Raw genomic sequence first — 15379 nt, forward strand, 5'->3', positions numbered from 1 at the left:
TGCCCCATATGGCAGACTGTCCGAGTTGCTCGGTCGAGTGTTGATGCTGCGCGCCTCCCGCCGGGAGGACCGGAAGCGAGTCCCACAGTACTCGTCGCCCTAACTGCCGTAAGGCAGCGCTGGGGCGGACGTACGGGAATCTTCCGGGAAGTGTGAGCGCGACAACGGCCAGGCGCCCGGTGGGCCTCCTAGCTCCCGGCTTGCGGTTCCGGAAGGGCCGTGTTCCCACGCAGGGATGTTCGATCAAGGGGCATCTGTGTCAGCGGGAGCGCGACACGCCCGACCGCGTGGGTCGGAGGAGGTCAAGGGAACTCCGGGTTCCAGAGCGTAAGAGAGACAGGACTACTGAGTAGCCATGGCGGGACAGAAGATCCGCATCCGGCTCAAGGCCTACGACCACGAGGTCATCGACTCCTCGGCGAAGAAGATCGTCGAGACGGTGACCCGCACTGGTGCGTCGGTCGCAGGCCCGGTGCCGCTGCCCACTGAGAAGAACGTGTACTGCGTCATCAAGTCGCCGCACAAGTACAAGGACTCGCGCGAGCACTTCGAGATGCGCACGCACAAGCGCCTGATCGACATCCTCGACCCGACTCCCAAGACCGTTGACTCTCTGATGCGACTCGACCTCCCGGCCGGTGTCGACATCGAGATCAAGCTCTGAGGGCCGGTGATCTGAGAATGGCTAAGCAGATCAAGGGCATCCTGGGCGAGAAGCTCGGCATGACGCAGGTGTGGGACGCGAACAACCGTGTTGTTCCGGTCACCGTCGTCAAGGCCGGCCCCAATGTCGTCACCCAGGTCCGTACGAACGACGTCGACGGCTACGAGTCGGTCCAGATCGCCTTCGGCGAGATCGACCCGCGCAAGGTGAACAAGCCCCTCAAGGGTCACTTCGCCAAGGCCGACGTGACCCCCCGCCGCCACCTCGTCGAGATCCGTACCGCTGACGCCAGCGAGTACACCCTCGGCCAGGAAGTCACCGCCGAGGTGTTCGAGGCCGGCGTGAAGGTCGACGTCACCGGCAAGAGCAAGGGCAAGGGCTTCGCCGGTGTCATGAAGCGTCACAACTTCAAGGGCCTCGGCGCCGGACACGGCACCCAGCGCAAGCACCGCTCTCCCGGTTCCATCGGTGGCTGCGCCACCCCGGGCCGTGTGTTCAAGGGCCTCCGCATGGCGGGTCGCATGGGCAACGAGCGGGTCACCACCCAGAACCTGACCGTCCACGCCGTTGACGCGGAGAAGGGTCTGCTGCTCATCAAGGGCGCGGTTCCCGGTCCGAACGGCGGCCTCGTCCTGGTCCGCACTGCGGCCAAGGGGGCCTGAGGTAACCGATGAGCACTGTTGACATCCTTTCGCCGGCGGGCGACAAGGCCGGGTCCGTCGAGCTCCCCGCGGAGATCTTCGACGTAGAGAAGATCAGCGTTCCGCTGCTCCACCAGGTCGTCGTCGCGCAGCTGGCCGCTGCCCGTCAGGGCACGCACAAGACCAAGACCCGCGGTGAAGTCCGTGGTGGTGGCAAGAAGCCTTACCGCCAGAAGGGCACCGGTCGCGCCCGTCAGGGTTCGACCCGCGCGCCGCAGTTCGCCGGTGGTGGCGTCGTGCACGGTCCCGTGCCGCGTGACTACTCGCAGCGGACCCCGAAGAAGATGAAGGCCGCGGCCCTGCGCCACGCCCTCACCGACCGGGCCCGCAACAACCGCATCCACGTCGTCTCCGGCGTGATCGAGGGCGACAACCCGTCCACGAAGGCCGCCAAGAGCCTGTTCGGCAAGATCTCGGAGCGCAAGAACCTGCTCCTGGTCGTCGAGCGCGCCGACGAGGCCGCGTGGCTGTCCGCCCGCAACCTGCCCCAGGTCCACATCCTGGAGCCGGGCCAGCTGAACACGTACGACGTTCTCGTCTCGGACGACGTGGTCTTCACCCAGTCCGCGTTCGAGTCCTTCGTGTCGGGCCCGAAGGCCAATGACACCGAAGGGAGCGAGGTCTGATGGCCATCCGTCACCCCGCCATTGCCTCGAAGGCCGCGAAGAAGGCCAAGGCCGCTCGCGTCGCCAAGGCGCGTCGCCACGCCACCGAGGGCAAGAACACCGTCGTCACGCCGGCGAGCAAGGCGTTCACGGACCTCCGTGACATCCTGATCAAGCCGGTCGTGTCCGAGAAGAGCTACGCGCTCCTCGACGACAACAAGTACACGTTCGTCGTCGCCCCGGGCAGCAACAAGACCCAGATCAAGCAGGCCGTCGAGACGGTCTTCGAGGTCAAGGTCACCGGAGTCAACACGATCAACCGCCAGGGCAAGCGCAAGCGGACCCGCACGGGCTTCGGCCAGCGTGCGTCCACCAAGCGCGCGATCGTGACCCTCGCTGAGGGCGACCGTATCGACATCTTCGGCGGTCCGACCGCCTGAGGGCGGTCCGGATCGTCCGATATCGGACGAGGACTGAGAAATGGGAATCCGCAAGTACAAGCCGACTACGCCGGGCCGTCGTGGCTCCAGCGTCGCCGACTTCGTCGAGGTCACGCGGTCCACGCCGGAGAAGTCGTTGGTCCGCCCCCTGCACAGCAAGGGTGGCCGTAACAACTCCGGTCGTGTGACCGTCCGCCACCAGGGTGGTGGCCACAAGCGCGCCTACCGCGTGATCGACTTCCGTCGTCACGACAAGGACGGCGTGCCGGCGAAGGTCGCGCACATCGAGTACGACCCCAACCGCACCGCGCGCATCGCGCTGCTGCACTACGCCGACGGCGAGAAGCGCTACATCCTCGCCCCGCGCAACCTGCAGCAGGGTGACCGCGTGGAGAACGGTCCCGGGGCCGACATCAAGCCGGGCAACAACCTGGCGCTCCGCAACATCCCGGTCGGTACCACGATCCACGCGATCGAGCTCCGTCCCGGTGGCGGCGCCAAGTTCGCCCGCTCCGCCGGTGCCTCCGTGCAGCTGCTCGCGAAGGAGGGCTCGATGGCCCACCTCCGCATGCCCTCCGGTGAGATCCGCCTGGTCGACGTGCGCTGCCGCGCCACCGTCGGCGAGGTCGGCAACGCCGAGCAGAGCAACATCAACTGGGGCAAGGCCGGCCGTAAGCGCTGGCTGGGCGTTCGCCCGACCGTTCGCGGTGTGGCGATGAACCCGGTTGACCACCCCCACGGTGGTGGTGAGGGCAAGACCTCCGGTGGTCGCCACCCGGTCAGCCCCTGGGGTCAGAAGGAGGGTCGTACTCGTGCTCCGAAGAAGGCGAGCAACAAGTACATCGTCCGCCGCCGCAAGACGAACAAGAAGCGCTAGGAGCGGGTTTAGATGCCGCGCAGTCTCAAGAAGGGGCCCTTCGTCGACGACCACCTGATCAAGAAGGTGGAAACGCAGAACGAAGCAGGCACCAAGAACGTCATCAAGACCTGGTCCCGTCGCTCCATGATCGTGCCGGCCATGCTCGGCCACACGCTCGCGGTGCACAACGGCAAGACCCACATCCCGGTGTTCGTCACCGAGTCGATGGTCGGCCACAAGCTCGGCGAGTTCTCGCCGACGCGCACCTTCCGGGGTCACGTCAAGGACGACCGGAAGTCGAAGCGCCGCTAGTAGCGGATCGCATTCAGACACGTAAGTAACTGAGAGGGACAACCATGGAAGCCAGGGCCCAGGCGCGGTACATCCGCGTTACGCCCATGAAGGCCCGCCGCGTGGTGGACCTTATCCGTGGCATGGATGCCACGGAGGCTCAGGCTGTTCTGCGATTCGCTCCGCAGGCAGCCTCAGTGCCGGTCGGCAAGGTGCTCGACAGCGCCATCGCCAACGCCGCGCACAACTACGACCACCCGGACGCCTCCTCGCTGGTCATCAGCGAGGCGTACGTCGACGAGGGCCCGACCCTGAAGCGGTTCCGTCCGCGTGCCCAGGGCCGTGCCTACCGGATCCGCAAGCGGACCAGCCACATCACTGTGGTCGTCAGCAGCAAGGAAGGAACCCGGTAATGGGCCAGAAGGTAAACCCGCACGGGTTCCGGCTCGGTGTCACCACGGACTTCAAGTCCCGGTGGTACGCCGACAAGCTGTACAAGGACTACGTCAAGGAAGACGTCGCCATCCGTCGGATGATGACGTCCGGCATGGAGCGCGCCGGTATCTCGAAGGTTGAGATCGAGCGCACCCGTGACCGCGTGCGTGTGGACATCCACACCGCTCGTCCGGGCATCGTCATCGGCCGCCGTGGCGCCGAGGCCGACCGCATCCGCGGTGACCTCGAGAAGCTCACGGGCAAGCAGGTCCAGCTGAACATCCTCGAGGTCAAGAACCCCGAGACCGACGCTCAGCTGGTCGCACAGGCCGTTGCCGAGCAGCTCTCCTCCCGCGTCTCCTTCCGTCGGGCCATGCGTAAGAGCATGCAGTCCGCCATGAAGGCCGGCGCCAAGGGCATCAAGATCCAGTGCGGCGGCCGCCTCGGTGGCGCCGAGATGTCCCGCTCGGAGTTCTACCGCGAGGGCCGTGTGCCCCTGCACACGCTCCGCGCGAACGTGGACTACGGCTTCTTCGAGGCCAAGACGACCTTCGGCCGCATCGGTGTGAAGGTCTGGATCTACAAGGGCGACGTCAAGAACATCGCCGAGGTCCGCGCCGAGAACGCTGCCGCCCGTGCGGGTAACCGCCCGGCTCGCGGTGGCGGCTCCGACCGCCCGGCCCGTGGTGGCCGCGGTGGCGAGCGGCGCGGTCGTAAGCCGCAGCAGGCTGCCGGCGCCGAGGCCCCCAAGGCCGAGGCCCAGGCGTCCGCTCCGGCTGAGAGCACCGGAACGGAGGCCTGACCGAAATGCTGATCCCCCGTAGGGTCAAGCACCGCAAGCAGCACCACCCGAAGCGCAGCGGCGCTGCCAAGGGCGGCACGCAGGTTGCGTTCGGCGAGTACGGCATCCAGGCGCTGACCCCGGCGTACGTGACGAACCGTCAGATCGAGGCCGCTCGTATCGCCATGACGCGTCACATCAAGCGTGGTGGCAAGGTCTGGATCAACATCTACCCGGACCGTCCCCTCACCAAGAAGCCTGCCGAGACCCGCATGGGTTCCGGTAAGGGTTCCCCGGAGTGGTGGATCGCCAACGTCAAGCCCGGACGCGTGATGTTCGAGCTGTCGTACCCCAACGAGAAGATCGCCCGTGAGGCCCTGACTCGCGCCGCCCACAAGCTGCCGATGAAGTGCCGGATCGTCAAGCGCGAGGCAGGTGAAGCGTGATGTCGGCCGGTACCAAGGCGTCCGAGCTGCGCGAACTGGGTGACGAGGAGCTTCTGGCGAAGCTCCGCGAAGCCAAGGAAGAGCTGTTCAACCTCCGCTTCCAGGCGGCGACTGGTCAGCTCGAGAACCACGGTCGGCTGAAGGCCGTCCGTAAGGACATCGCGCGGATCTACACCCTGATGCGTGAGCGCGAGCTGGGCATCGAGACGGTGGAGAGCGCCTGATGAGTGAGAGCAACGTGACTGAGCAGACTGCAGAGGCCCGCGGCTTCCGCAAGACCCGTGAGGGTCTCGTCGTCAGCGACAAGATGGACAAGACCGTCGTCGTCGCCGTCGAGGACCGCGTCAAGCACGCGCTGTACGGCAAGGTCATCCGCCGTACGAACAAGCTCAAGGCGCACGACGAGCAGAACGCTGCCGGCGTCGGCGACCGCGTCCTCCTGATGGAGACGCGTCCGCTGTCGGCGACCAAGCGCTGGCGCATCGTCGAGATCCTCGAGAAGGCCAAGTAATTTCCTGCGGGCAAACCCGCAGGTCAGTTCCGCCAGGCTCGGCAGGGGCTCGCCTCCCAGTGAAGCGGCCCCTGCCGGGAACCGGCAGACAAACAGGAGATAGACGTGATCCAGCAGGAGTCGCGACTGCGTGTCGCCGACAACACTGGTGCGAAGGAGATCCTTTGCATCCGTGTGCTCGGTGGCTCCGGTCGCCGCTACGCGGGCATCGGTGACGTCATCGTCGCCACCGTCAAGGACGCGATCCCCGGCGGCAACGTGAAGAAGGGTGACGTCATCAAGGCGGTCATCGTTCGCACCGTCAAGGAGCGCCGTCGTCCGGACGGCTCGTACATCCGCTTCGACGAGAACGCCGCCGTCATTCTGAAGAACGACGGCGACCCTCGCGGCACCCGCATCTTCGGCCCGGTCGGGCGTGAGCTGCGCGAGAAGAAGTTCATGAAGATCATCTCGCTGGCTCCGGAGGTGCTGTAAGCATGAAGATCAAGAAGGGCGACCTGGTTCAGGTCATCACCGGCAAGGACAAGGGCAAGCAGGGCAAGGTCATCGCGGCCTACCCCCGCGAGGACCGTGTCCTGGTCGAGGGTGTCAACCGGGTCAAGAAGCACACCAAGGCCGGCCCCACCGCCAAGGGTTCGCAGGCCGGTGGCATCGTCACGACTGAGGCGCCTGTCCACGTCTCCAACGTCCAGCTGGTCGTTGAGAAGGACGGCAACAAGGTCGTCACGCGTGTCGGTTACCGCTTCGACGACGAAGGCAACAAGATCCGCGTTGCCAAGCGGACGGGTGAGGACATCTGATGACGACCACCACCAGCCCGCGTCTGAAGCTGAAGTACCGCGAGGAGATCGCGGGCAAGCTGCGTGACGAGTTCAAGTACGAGAACGTCATGCAGATCCCCGGCCTCGTCAAGATCGTGGTCAACATGGGTGTGGGCGACGCCGCCCGCGACTCCAAGCTGATCGAGGGCGCCATCCGCGACCTCACCACGATCACCGGTCAGAAGCCGGCCGTCACCAAGGCCCGCAAGTCCATCGCGCAGTTCAAGCTGCGTGAGGGCCAGCCGATCGGTGCCCACGTCACGCTCCGTGGCGACCGCATGTGGGAGTTCCTGGACCGCACCCTGTCGCTCGCGCTGCCGCGCATCCGCGACTTCCGTGGTCTGTCCCCCAAGCAGTTCGACGGCCGTGGCAACTACACCTTCGGTCTCACCGAGCAGGTCATGTTCCACGAGATCGACCAGGACAAGATCGACCGCACCCGGGGTATGGACATCACCGTGGTGACCACGGCGACCAACGACGCTGAGGGCCGCGCGCTCCTTCGTCACCTCGGCTTCCCCTTCAAGGAGGCGTGAGCGAGATGGCGAAGAAGGCTCTGATCGCGAAGGCTGCTCGCAAGCCCAAGTTCGGCGTGCGTGGCTACACGCGCTGCCAGCGCTGTGGCCGTCCCCACTCCGTGTACCGCAAGTTCGGCCTGTGCCGCGTGTGCCTTCGTGAGATGGCTCACCGTGGCGAGCTGCCGGGCGTGACCAAGAGCTCCTGGTAGTCCCGCTTTTAGGGATTCCAGAGGCTCTCGGTAAGCACTGGGCGTGTCAGGCGCCCTCCCTTCCATGGCTTAGGCTTGGAGGGTTGGGCGCCTGACGGTCGCCCGTACGACTTACTACGCCGTAGGTCCACCGCGCCGCACCCGTCCCGTCTCGGATCGGGGAGAGGGATGGCGCACCAGGAAACCCCGGCGAGAGAGGCCGAAGGCCAATTCATGACCATGACTGATCCGATCGCAGACATGCTTACGCGTCTGCGGAACGCGAACTCGGCATACCACGACTCCGTGACGATGCCGGCATCGAAGATCAAGTCGCACATCGCGGAGATCCTCCAGCAGGAGGGCTTCATCACGGGCTGGAAGGTCGAGGACGCCGAGGTCGGCAAGAACCTCGTTCTCGAGCTGAAGTTCGGCCCGAACCGTGAGCGCTCCATCGCGGGCATCAAGCGGATCTCCAAGCCCGGTCTCCGGGTGTACGCGAAGTCCACCAACCTGCCGAAGGTGCTCGGCGGCCTGGGCGTGGCGATCATCTCCACGTCGCACGGGCTCCTCACCGACAAGCAGGCCGGCAAGAAGGGCGTGGGTGGGGAAGTCCTCGCCTACGTCTGGTAGCGGAAGGGAACGGAGGAAACAGCTATGTCGCGTATTGGCAAGCTCCCCATCACGGTTCCCGCCGGCGTGGACGTCACCATCGACGGCCGTACGGTTTCGGTCAAGGGCCCCAAGGGCGAACTGACCCACACCGTTGCCGCGCCGATCGACATCGTCAGGGATGAGGACGGCGTCCTGAACGTCACTCGCCCGAACGACGAGCGTCAGAACAAGGCCCTGCACGGCCTGTCCCGCACGCTGGTGGCGAACATGATCACCGGCGTGACCCAGGGTTACGTGAAGAAGCTCGAGATCAGCGGTGTCGGTTACCGCGTGACGGCCAAGGGTTCGAACCTGGAGTTCGCTCTGGGCTACAGCCACCCGATCACCGTCGAGGCCCCCGAGGGCATCACCTTCAAGGTGGAGGCCCCCACCCGGTTCTCGGTCGAGGGCATCGACAAGCAGAAGGTCGGCGAGGTTGCGGCCAACATCCGCAAGCTGCGCAAGCCCGACCCGTACAAGGCCAAGGGCGTCAAGTACGAGGGCGAAGTCATCCGCCGCAAGGTCGGAAAGGCGGGTAAGTAAGCCATGGCATACGGACAGAAGATCCTTAAGGGCGACGCCTACAAGCGCGCCGCGATCAAGCGCCGCCACATCCGGATCCGTAAGCACATCAACGGAACGGCGGAGCGTCCGCGTCTGGTCGTTACCCGCTCGAACCGCCACATCGTGGCCCAGGTGATCGACGACATCAAGGGTCACACCCTTGCGTCGGCGTCCACCCTGGACACCACGATCCGCGGTGGCGAGGGCGACAAGTCCGCGCAGGCCAAGCAGGTCGGCGCCCTGGTCGCCGAGCGCGCCAAGGCCGCCGGCGTCGAGGCTGTCGTATTCGACCGTGGTGGCAACCAGTACGCCGGGCGCATTGCTGCCCTGGCGGATGCCGCCCGCGAAGCCGGGCTCAAGTTCTGAGCCGCTTCCGTAGCTAGCGGAAACAGAGAGAGGTAATTCCAATGGCTGGACCCCAGCGCCGCGGTGGCGGTGCCGGTGGCGGCGAGCGGCGGGACCGGAAGGGCCGTGACGGCGGCGCAGCTGCCGCCGAGAAGACCGCTTACGTTGAGCGCGTTGTCGCGATCAACCGTGTCGCCAAGGTTGTGAAGGGTGGTCGTCGCTTCAGCTTCACCGCGCTGGTCGTGGTGGGCGACGGTGACGGCACCGTGGGTGTCGGTTACGGCAAGGCCAAGGAGGTGCCGGCCGCCATCGCCAAGGGTGTTGAGGAGGCCAAGAAGCACTTCTTCAAGGTCCCCCGTATCCAGGGCACCATCCCGCACCCGATCCAGGGTGAGAAGGCTGCCGGCGTCGTACTGCTCAAGCCCGCGTCGCCCGGTACCGGTGTTATCGCCGGTGGTCCGGTGCGTGCCGTGCTCGAGTGCGCCGGTATCCACGACATCCTGTCGAAGTCGCTCGGCTCCGACAACGCGATCAACATCGTGCACGCGACCGTGGCGGCCCTCAAGGGCCTGCAGCGTCCCGAGGAGGTCGCGGCCCGCCGTGGTCTGCCGCTCGAGGACGTCGCCCCCGCGGCTCTTCTCCGTGCACGTGCCGGGGCGGGTGCGTAATCATGGCGCAGCTCAAGATTACGCAGGTCAAGTCCTACATCGGCAGCAAGCAGAACCACCGTGACACCCTGCGTTCCCTTGGTCTCAAGGGGATCAACACGCAGGTCGTCAAGGAGGACCGCCCCGAGTTCCGCGGCATGGTGCACACCGTCCGCCACCTCGTGACGGTCGAGGAGGTCGACTGATCATGGCGGAGAACAACCCGCTCAAGATCCACAACCTCCGTCCCGCCCCGGGCGCCAAGACCGCCAAGACCCGTGTGGGTCGTGGTGAGGCGTCGAAGGGTAAGACGGCCGGTCGTGGTACCAAGGGTACGAAGGCTCGTTACCAGGTTCCGGAGCGCTTCGAGGGTGGGCAGATGCCCCTCCACATGCGCCTTCCGAAGCTGAAGGGCTTCAAGAACCCGTTCAAGACCGAGTTCCAGGTCGTGAACCTCGACAAGCTGGCCGCGCTCTACCCCGAGGGTGGCGAGGTCACGGTCGAAGGCCTGGTGGCGAAGGGTGCCGTTCGCAAGAACAGCCTCGTCAAGGTCCTCGGCCAGGGTGAGATCTCCGTGGCGCTGCAGGTGACGGTCGACGCCGTCTCCGGCTCCGCCAAGGAGAAGATCACCGCCGCCGGCGGCAGCGTCACCGAGCTCGTCTGAATCCATCAGGCGTCTCGATGACTTGAGCGATCCCGACCGGGGATACCCCACAAATGGGGTATCCCCGGTTGGTCGTTCCAAGGGGGGCGGTCCCGCGGGTAAGGTGGCCTGCACTGCCCACTTTTACGGAGTGCTTCTTGTGGGGCACTCTGAGCGGCAGTTGACCGTTAGCTAAGTCGTTCCTATTAGTCGATCCTCAAGACCGTCACCCTTGACGCAGTAGCGCGGGGGTCGCAGGAGGCACCGTGCTCACCGCGTTCGCCCGGGCGTTCAAGACGCCCGACCTGCGCAAGAAGCTGCTCTTCACGCTCGGCATCATCGTGATCTTCCGGGTCGGTACCCATATTCCGATTCCCGGCGTCGATTACCGGGCCGTACAGGTCTGTATCGACCAGGCGGACGCCAACCAGGGCCTTTTCGGTCTGGTCAACATGTTCAGTGGCGGCGCGCTGCTTCAGATCACGATCTTCGCTCTCGGCATCATGCCGTACATCACGGCGAGCATCATCCTGCAGCTGCTGACCGTCGTGATCCCGCGCCTGGAAGCCTTGAAGAAGGAAGGCCAGGCCGGTACGGCGAAGATCACGCAGTACACCCGGTACCTGACGGTGGCGCTCGCCGTACTGCAGGGCACCGGCCTGGTGGCCACCGCCCGCAGTGGTGCGCTCTTCCAGAACTGCCAGGTCGCCAACCAGATCGTGCCGGACCGCTCGATCTTCACCACCATCGTGATGGTCATCACCATGACCGCCGGTACGGCCATGGTCATGTGGCTCGGTGAGCTGATCACCGACCGCGGCATCGGCAACGGCATGTCGATCCTGATGTTCATCTCGATCGCCGCGACCTTCCCGTCCGCGCTGTGGGCCATCAAGAAGCAGGGCTCCCTGGCCGGCGGCTGGATCGAGTTCGGCACCGTGGTCGCCGTGGGTCTGGTCATGATCGGCCTGGTGGTCTTCGTCGAGCAGGCTCAGCGCCGAATCCCCGTTCAGTACGCGAAGCGCATGATCGGCCGCCGTTCCTACGGCGGCACTTCGACGTACATTCCGCTGAAGGTCAACCAGGCGGGCATCATCCCTGTGATCTTTGCCTCGTCCCTGCTCTACATCCCGGCACTGATCGCGCAGTTCGCCGGTGGGAACGCAGGCTGGAAGACCTGGATCGAGCAGAACCTCGCGCTCACGGACGCTCCGCTGCACGTCACGCTGTACTTCTTCCTGATCATCTTCTTCGCGTTCTTCTACGTGGCCATCTCGTTCAACCCCGAGGAAGTCGCGGACAACATGAAGAAGTATGGTGGCTTCATCCCGGGCATCCGGGCTGGCCGACCGACCGCTGAGTACCTTTCGTACGTACTCAACCGGATCACTTGGCCGGGCTCGCTGTACTTGGGTCTGATCGCTCTCGTGCCGACGATGGCGTTGGCTGGTTTCGGGGCAAACCAGAACTTCCCGTTCGGCGGGACCAGCATCCTGATCATCGTGGGTGTCGGTCTCGAAACGGTGAAGCAGATCGAGAGCCAGCTCCAGCAGCGCAATTACGAAGGGTTCCTCCGCTGATGCGTATCGTCCTCGTCGGGCCGCCGGGTGCCGGTAAGGGAACGCAGGCTGCGTTCCTCGCCAAGAACCTGTCGATCCCGCACATCTCCACGGGCGACCTGTTCCGCGCCAACATCAGCCAGCAGACGGAGCTCGGGAAGCTCGCGAAGTCCTACATGGACGCGGGCAACCTGGTGCCGGACGAGGTCACCATCGGGATGGCCAAGGACCGCATGGAGAAGCCGGACGCCGAGGGTGGCTTCCTGCTCGACGGCTTCCCGCGCAATGTGTCCCAGGCCGAGGCGCTCGACGAGATGCTCCAGTCCGAGAGCATGAAGCTGGACGCCGTCCTGGACCTCGAGGTCCCCGAGGAAGAGGTCGTCAAGCGGATCGCCGGGCGGCGGATCTGCCGCAAGGACTCCAGCCACGTCTTCCACGTGACGTACAGCCGGCCGAAGAAGGAGGGCGTCTGCGACGCCTGCGGCGGCGAGCTGTACCAGCGGGACGACGACTCGGAGGAGACGGTCCGCAAGCGCCTCGAGGTCTACCACACGCAGACCGAGCCGATCATCGACTACTACAAGACGCAGGGACTGGTCGTCACCATCTCCGCTCTCGGCAAGGTCGAAGAGGTCACGGCGCGCGCCATGGAGGCGCTTCAGCGTGACGGGGACGGCGAGTAGCAGCGTTCCTGGCTCGTGTACGTAGCTCAGGCCGCGGCTCCCTGTGAGGGGGCCGCGGCTGCTGCGTGGGGTGGGGTGCGCCGCCTCCGCCCTTATGGTTGAAGAAGTCCCCTCTATTCAGTCCAGGAAGGCCCCCGTCCCCATGGTGCAGATCAAGAGCCCCGAGCAGATCGCCAAGATGCGTGAGGCGGGGCTGGTCGTCGCCGCCATTCATGCGGCCACGCGCGAGGCCGCGGTACCGGGCGCCAGCACCAAGGATCTGGACGAGGTCGCCCGCAAGGTGCTCGCGGAGCACGGCGCCAAGTCGAACTTCCTCGGCTACGGCGGCTTCCCGGCGACCATCTGCACCTCCGTGAACGACGTCGTCGTCCACGGCATCCCGTCCGAGGACGTCGTCCTCAAGGACGGCGACATCATCTCCATCGACTGCGGCGCGATCATCGACGGCTGGCACGGCGACGCCGCCTACACCGCCTTCGTGGGCTCCGGTCACGCTCCGGAGCTCGTCGAGCTCTCCCGGGTGACCGAGGAGTCGATGTGGGCCGGCATCGCGGCCATGAAGCAGGGGAACCGTCTCGTCGACGTCTCCCGTGCCATCGAGACGTACATCCGCCGGCAGCCGAAGCCGGGCGGCGGGCGCTACGGGATCATCGAGGACTACGGCGGCCACGGCATCGGCACCGAGATGCACATGGACCCGCACCTGCTGAACTACGTCGACCGGCGGCGGGGGAAGGGGCCGAAGCTGGTCCCGGGCTTCTGCCTCGCGATCGAGCCGATGATCTCGCTGGGCACTCCGAAGACGGAGGTCCTGTCGGACGACTGGACCGTGATCACCACCGACGGCACCTGGTCGTCCCACTGGGAGCACTCGGTTGCGCTGACCGAGGCGGGGCCGCTGGTGCTCACGTCTCCCGACGGCGGCAAGGCGAAGCTCGCCGAATACGGGATCGTCACCGCGCCGGATCCGTCGGCTTGAGTTTCCGTCGTACCCTTCCGGCGCTTAATGATCTGCCCTCCGGGGCAGACTTCCCCGATTCGTCTTTCCGGGTGCGCTGACGTAGACTGACTCGTCGGCTCTTGTGCACCCGCATGTCTGCATGCACCCGTAAGGGAAAGCGCAGGGGTCGATCAAGGTAGTCGATTCCGAAGGGCGAAGCGTGGCCAAGAAGCAAGGTGCCATCGAGATCGAGGGCACTGTCGTCGAGTCTCTGCCGAACGCCATGTTCAAGGTCGAGCTCCAGAACGGCCACCAGGTCCTGGCACACATCAGCGGCAAGATGCGTATGCACTACATCCGCATCCTCCCTGACGACCGGGTCGTGGTGGAGTTGTCTCCGTACGACCTGACCCGTGGCCGGATCGTCTACCGCTACAAGTAGATCTTGCCCGCGCCCCGGGATTCCCGAGGCGATGGCACTGACCCGGAGAACCTCACCAATGAAGGTCAAGCCGAGCGTCAAGAAGATCTGCGACAAGTGCAGGGTGATCCGCCGTCACGGTCGGGTCATGGTCATCTGCGAGAACCCGCGCCACAAGCAGCGCCAGGGCTGACGCACGATCGTCCACTCCCTCTGCCACGACATCGCAGAGATTCGCGCGACGCGAGCTGAATATGTTCATACGCAGGACCCAGGCGATCCTTCGCCTGACACCCTCGGTTCGGAGGCCGGGGACCCAGTTCGTACCTGGTACGGCGGCTGGGATTCGGTTCTGTGGAAGACCTCCGAAGATCACCAGGAGCCATTGAATGGCACGCGTTTCCGGTGTTGACATCCCGCGCGAAAAGCGCGTGGAGGTCGCCCTCACCTACGTGTTCGGCATCGGCCGGACCCTTTCGCAGCTGACGCTGGCGGAGACGGGCATCGACCCGAACACCCGTGTTCGTGACCTGAGCGAAGAGCAGCTCGTCGCGATCCGCGAGTACGTCGACAACAACATCAAGACCGAGGGTGACCTCCGTCGCGAGATCCAGGCCGACATCCGCCGCAAGGTCGAGATCGGCTGCTACCAGGGTCTGCGTCACCGCCGTGGCCTGCCCGTCCGCGGTCAGCGCACCAGCACCAACGCCCGCACCCGCAAGGGCCCGCGTCGCGCCATCGCCGGCAAGAAGAAGCCGGGCAAGAAGTAGTCCTCAGCGGACAACGCTTCATCAGCGGTCTTCGCTGTAGGACCGACCACCTCCCCGTAGGAGTTAACAGATGCCCCCCAAGGGACGTCAGGGCGCCGTCAAGAAGGTGCGCCGCAAGGAAAAGAAGAACGTCGCTCACGGCCATGCGCACATCAAGAGCACGTTCAACAACACCATCGTTTCGATCACGGACCCGTCCGGCAACGTGATCTCCTGGGCCTCCGCCGGCCACGTCGGCTTCAAGGGCTCCCGGAAGTCCACGCCGTTCGCCGCGCAGATGGCCGCCGAGTCGGCTGCCCGCCGCGCCCAGGAGCACGGCATGCGCAAGGTCGACGTGTTCGTCAAGGGCCCGGGCTCCGGTCGTGAGACCGCGATCCGCTCCCTGCAGGCCACGGGCCTCGAGGTCGGCTCCATCCAGGACGTCACCCCGACCCCGCACAACGGCTGCCGCCCGCCGAAGCGCCGCCGCGTCTGAGGCACGGTTCGCTTGAGGTTTCGGGCGGTACGACTCCGTAAGGGGTTGTATCGCCCGTACCCTTGCAGTACCCGCACTCTTCACGGGTGCGGTTTCCGTCGGACGTCAAATAGCGGGCGTCCACGAAAGAAGGATCTGATCCACACATGCTGATTGCTCAGCGTCCCTCGTTGACCGAAGAGGTCGTCGACGAATTCCGCTCCCGGTTCGTGATCGAGCCGCTGGAGCCGGGCTTCGGTTACACCCTCGGCAACTCCCTGCGCCGGACCCTCCTGTCCTCGATCCCGGGTGCGGCGGTCACGTCCATCCGCGTCGACGGCGTGCTGCACGAGTTCACCACCGTGCCGGGCGTCAAGGAGGACGTCACCGACCTGATCCTCAACATCAAGCAGCTGGTCGTCTCCTCGGAGCACGACGA

28 protein-coding genes and 1 pseudogene are annotated in these 15379 nt (G+C 65.5%); all 29 read left to right on the forward strand.

Annotated elements, in window-relative coordinates; translation table 11 throughout:
- Positions 1-355 precede the first annotated feature (355 nt).
- Entirely contained in the window at positions 356-664 is a 309-nt protein-coding gene (gene rpsJ, locus ACWGDB_RS19335) for a 30S ribosomal protein S10 (RefSeq protein ID WP_003948644.1), read from the forward strand.
- A 17-nt stretch (positions 665-681) separates the two neighbouring features.
- Positions 682-1326 carry a 50S ribosomal protein L3 gene (gene rplC, locus ACWGDB_RS19340; protein ID WP_055622540.1) on the forward strand — a complete coding sequence of 215 codons (645 nt, stop codon included), beginning with the start codon at positions 682-684 and terminating at the stop codon, positions 1324-1326.
- An 8-nt stretch (positions 1327-1334) separates the two neighbouring features.
- Positions 1335-1991, forward strand: a complete 657-nt coding sequence (rplD, locus tag ACWGDB_RS19345) for a 50S ribosomal protein L4 (protein ID WP_383615449.1) — start codon at positions 1335-1337, stop codon at positions 1989-1991.
- Positions 1991-2410 carry a 50S ribosomal protein L23 gene (gene rplW / locus ACWGDB_RS19350; protein ID WP_453823505.1) on the forward strand — a complete coding sequence of 140 codons (420 nt, stop codon included), beginning with the start codon at positions 1991-1993 and terminating at the stop codon, positions 2408-2410. Before rplD ends, rplW begins: the two co-directional genes overlap by 1 nt.
- A gap of 40 nt (positions 2411-2450) precedes the next feature.
- On the forward strand, positions 2451-3287 hold the full coding sequence (gene rplB, locus ACWGDB_RS19355; protein ID WP_062706768.1) for a 50S ribosomal protein L2: 837 nt from the start codon (positions 2451-2453) through the stop codon (positions 3285-3287).
- A 12-nt stretch (positions 3288-3299) separates the two neighbouring features.
- Entirely contained in the window at positions 3300-3581 is a 282-nt protein-coding gene (gene rpsS, locus ACWGDB_RS19360) for a 30S ribosomal protein S19 (protein ID WP_147995160.1), read from the forward strand.
- Between the two features lie 44 nt (positions 3582-3625).
- A complete protein-coding gene (rplV, locus tag ACWGDB_RS19365; RefSeq protein ID WP_026290933.1) occupies positions 3626-3973 on the forward strand; it encodes a 50S ribosomal protein L22 in 348 nt (115 codons plus the stop codon).
- Positions 3973-4797 carry a 30S ribosomal protein S3 gene (gene rpsC, locus ACWGDB_RS19370; protein WP_369272859.1) on the forward strand — a complete coding sequence of 275 codons (825 nt, stop codon included), beginning with the start codon at positions 3973-3975 and terminating at the stop codon, positions 4795-4797. The genes rplV and rpsC overlap by 1 nt, the downstream gene beginning before the upstream one ends.
- A gap of 5 nt (positions 4798-4802) precedes the next feature.
- On the forward strand, positions 4803-5222 hold the full coding sequence (gene rplP, locus ACWGDB_RS19375) for a 50S ribosomal protein L16 (RefSeq protein WP_009327094.1): 420 nt from the start codon (positions 4803-4805) through the stop codon (positions 5220-5222).
- Entirely contained in the window at positions 5222-5446 is a 225-nt protein-coding gene (rpmC, locus tag ACWGDB_RS19380) for a 50S ribosomal protein L29 (protein WP_003998824.1), read from the forward strand. Before rplP ends, rpmC begins: the two co-directional genes overlap by 1 nt.
- Positions 5446-5733 carry a 30S ribosomal protein S17 gene (rpsQ, locus tag ACWGDB_RS19385; protein WP_053753927.1) on the forward strand — a complete coding sequence of 96 codons (288 nt, stop codon included), beginning with the start codon at positions 5446-5448 and terminating at the stop codon, positions 5731-5733. Before rpmC ends, rpsQ begins: the two co-directional genes overlap by 1 nt.
- Positions 5734-5838: 105 nt before the next feature.
- Positions 5839-6207: a 50S ribosomal protein L14 gene (gene rplN / locus ACWGDB_RS19390; protein WP_003992364.1), complete on the forward strand. Its 369-nt coding sequence runs from the start codon at positions 5839-5841 to the stop codon at positions 6205-6207.
- Between the two features lie 2 nt (positions 6208-6209).
- Entirely contained in the window at positions 6210-6533 is a 324-nt protein-coding gene (gene rplX, locus ACWGDB_RS19395) for a 50S ribosomal protein L24 (RefSeq protein WP_107904101.1), read from the forward strand.
- Positions 6533-7090 carry a 50S ribosomal protein L5 gene (gene rplE / locus ACWGDB_RS19400; RefSeq protein WP_030967305.1) on the forward strand — a complete coding sequence of 186 codons (558 nt, stop codon included), beginning with the start codon at positions 6533-6535 and terminating at the stop codon, positions 7088-7090. Before rplX ends, rplE begins: the two co-directional genes overlap by 1 nt.
- Before the next feature lie 5 nt (positions 7091-7095).
- Positions 7096-7281: a type Z 30S ribosomal protein S14 gene (locus ACWGDB_RS19405; protein WP_003948630.1), complete on the forward strand. Its 186-nt coding sequence runs from the start codon at positions 7096-7098 to the stop codon at positions 7279-7281.
- Positions 7282-7494: 213 nt separating this feature from the next.
- A complete protein-coding gene (rpsH, locus tag ACWGDB_RS19410; protein ID WP_007384075.1) occupies positions 7495-7893 on the forward strand; it encodes a 30S ribosomal protein S8 in 399 nt (132 codons plus the stop codon).
- A gap of 24 nt (positions 7894-7917) precedes the next feature.
- Positions 7918-8457 (forward strand): 50S ribosomal protein L6, encoded by a 540-nt coding sequence (gene rplF / locus ACWGDB_RS19415; RefSeq protein WP_328879904.1) that lies wholly within the window; start codon positions 7918-7920, stop codon positions 8455-8457.
- A 3-nt stretch (positions 8458-8460) separates the two neighbouring features.
- Positions 8461-8844 (forward strand): 50S ribosomal protein L18, encoded by a 384-nt coding sequence (gene rplR / locus ACWGDB_RS19420; protein ID WP_055622533.1) that lies wholly within the window; start codon positions 8461-8463, stop codon positions 8842-8844.
- 41 nt (positions 8845-8885) lie between these two features.
- Complete coding sequence (rpsE, locus tag ACWGDB_RS19425) at positions 8886-9491, forward strand: 30S ribosomal protein S5 (RefSeq protein ID WP_007494753.1); 606 nt, start codon at positions 8886-8888, stop codon at positions 9489-9491.
- 2 nt (positions 9492-9493) lie between these two features.
- Positions 9494-9676 carry a 50S ribosomal protein L30 gene (gene rpmD / locus ACWGDB_RS19430; protein WP_003974250.1) on the forward strand — a complete coding sequence of 61 codons (183 nt, stop codon included), beginning with the start codon at positions 9494-9496 and terminating at the stop codon, positions 9674-9676.
- A gap of 2 nt (positions 9677-9678) precedes the next feature.
- Positions 9679-10134, forward strand: coding sequence for a 50S ribosomal protein L15 (gene rplO / locus ACWGDB_RS19435; protein ID WP_031141307.1), 456 nt, complete (start codon positions 9679-9681; stop codon positions 10132-10134).
- 245 nt (positions 10135-10379) lie between these two features.
- Positions 10380-11693, forward strand: a complete 1314-nt coding sequence (gene secY, locus ACWGDB_RS19440; RefSeq protein WP_383615439.1) for a preprotein translocase subunit SecY — start codon at positions 10380-10382, stop codon at positions 11691-11693.
- Entirely contained in the window at positions 11693-12355 is a 663-nt protein-coding gene (locus ACWGDB_RS19445; protein ID WP_453823506.1) for an adenylate kinase, read from the forward strand. The genes secY and ACWGDB_RS19445 overlap by 1 nt, the downstream gene beginning before the upstream one ends.
- Before the next feature lie 142 nt (positions 12356-12497).
- Positions 12498-13334 carry a type I methionyl aminopeptidase gene (gene map / locus ACWGDB_RS19450; protein ID WP_453823507.1) on the forward strand — a complete coding sequence of 279 codons (837 nt, stop codon included), beginning with the start codon at positions 12498-12500 and terminating at the stop codon, positions 13332-13334.
- Between the two features lie 181 nt (positions 13335-13515).
- Positions 13516-13737 carry a translation initiation factor IF-1 gene (infA, locus tag ACWGDB_RS19455; RefSeq protein WP_003948620.1) on the forward strand — a complete coding sequence of 74 codons (222 nt, stop codon included), beginning with the start codon at positions 13516-13518 and terminating at the stop codon, positions 13735-13737.
- A 58-nt stretch (positions 13738-13795) separates the two neighbouring features.
- Entirely contained in the window at positions 13796-13909 is a 114-nt protein-coding gene (gene rpmJ, locus ACWGDB_RS19460; protein ID WP_003998809.1) for a 50S ribosomal protein L36, read from the forward strand.
- Between the two features lie 196 nt (positions 13910-14105).
- Positions 14106-14486 carry a 30S ribosomal protein S13 gene (gene rpsM, locus ACWGDB_RS19465; RefSeq protein WP_037680379.1) on the forward strand — a complete coding sequence of 127 codons (381 nt, stop codon included), beginning with the start codon at positions 14106-14108 and terminating at the stop codon, positions 14484-14486.
- Positions 14487-14556: 70 nt separating this feature from the next.
- Positions 14557-14961 (forward strand): 30S ribosomal protein S11, encoded by a 405-nt coding sequence (rpsK, locus tag ACWGDB_RS19470; RefSeq protein ID WP_017949643.1) that lies wholly within the window; start codon positions 14557-14559, stop codon positions 14959-14961.
- A 146-nt stretch (positions 14962-15107) separates the two neighbouring features.
- Positions 15108-15379, forward strand: a pseudogene (locus tag ACWGDB_RS19475) (DNA-directed RNA polymerase subunit alpha); the annotation flags it as partial.

It is taken from the genome of Streptomyces sp. NPDC055013, from assembly GCF_053608645.1.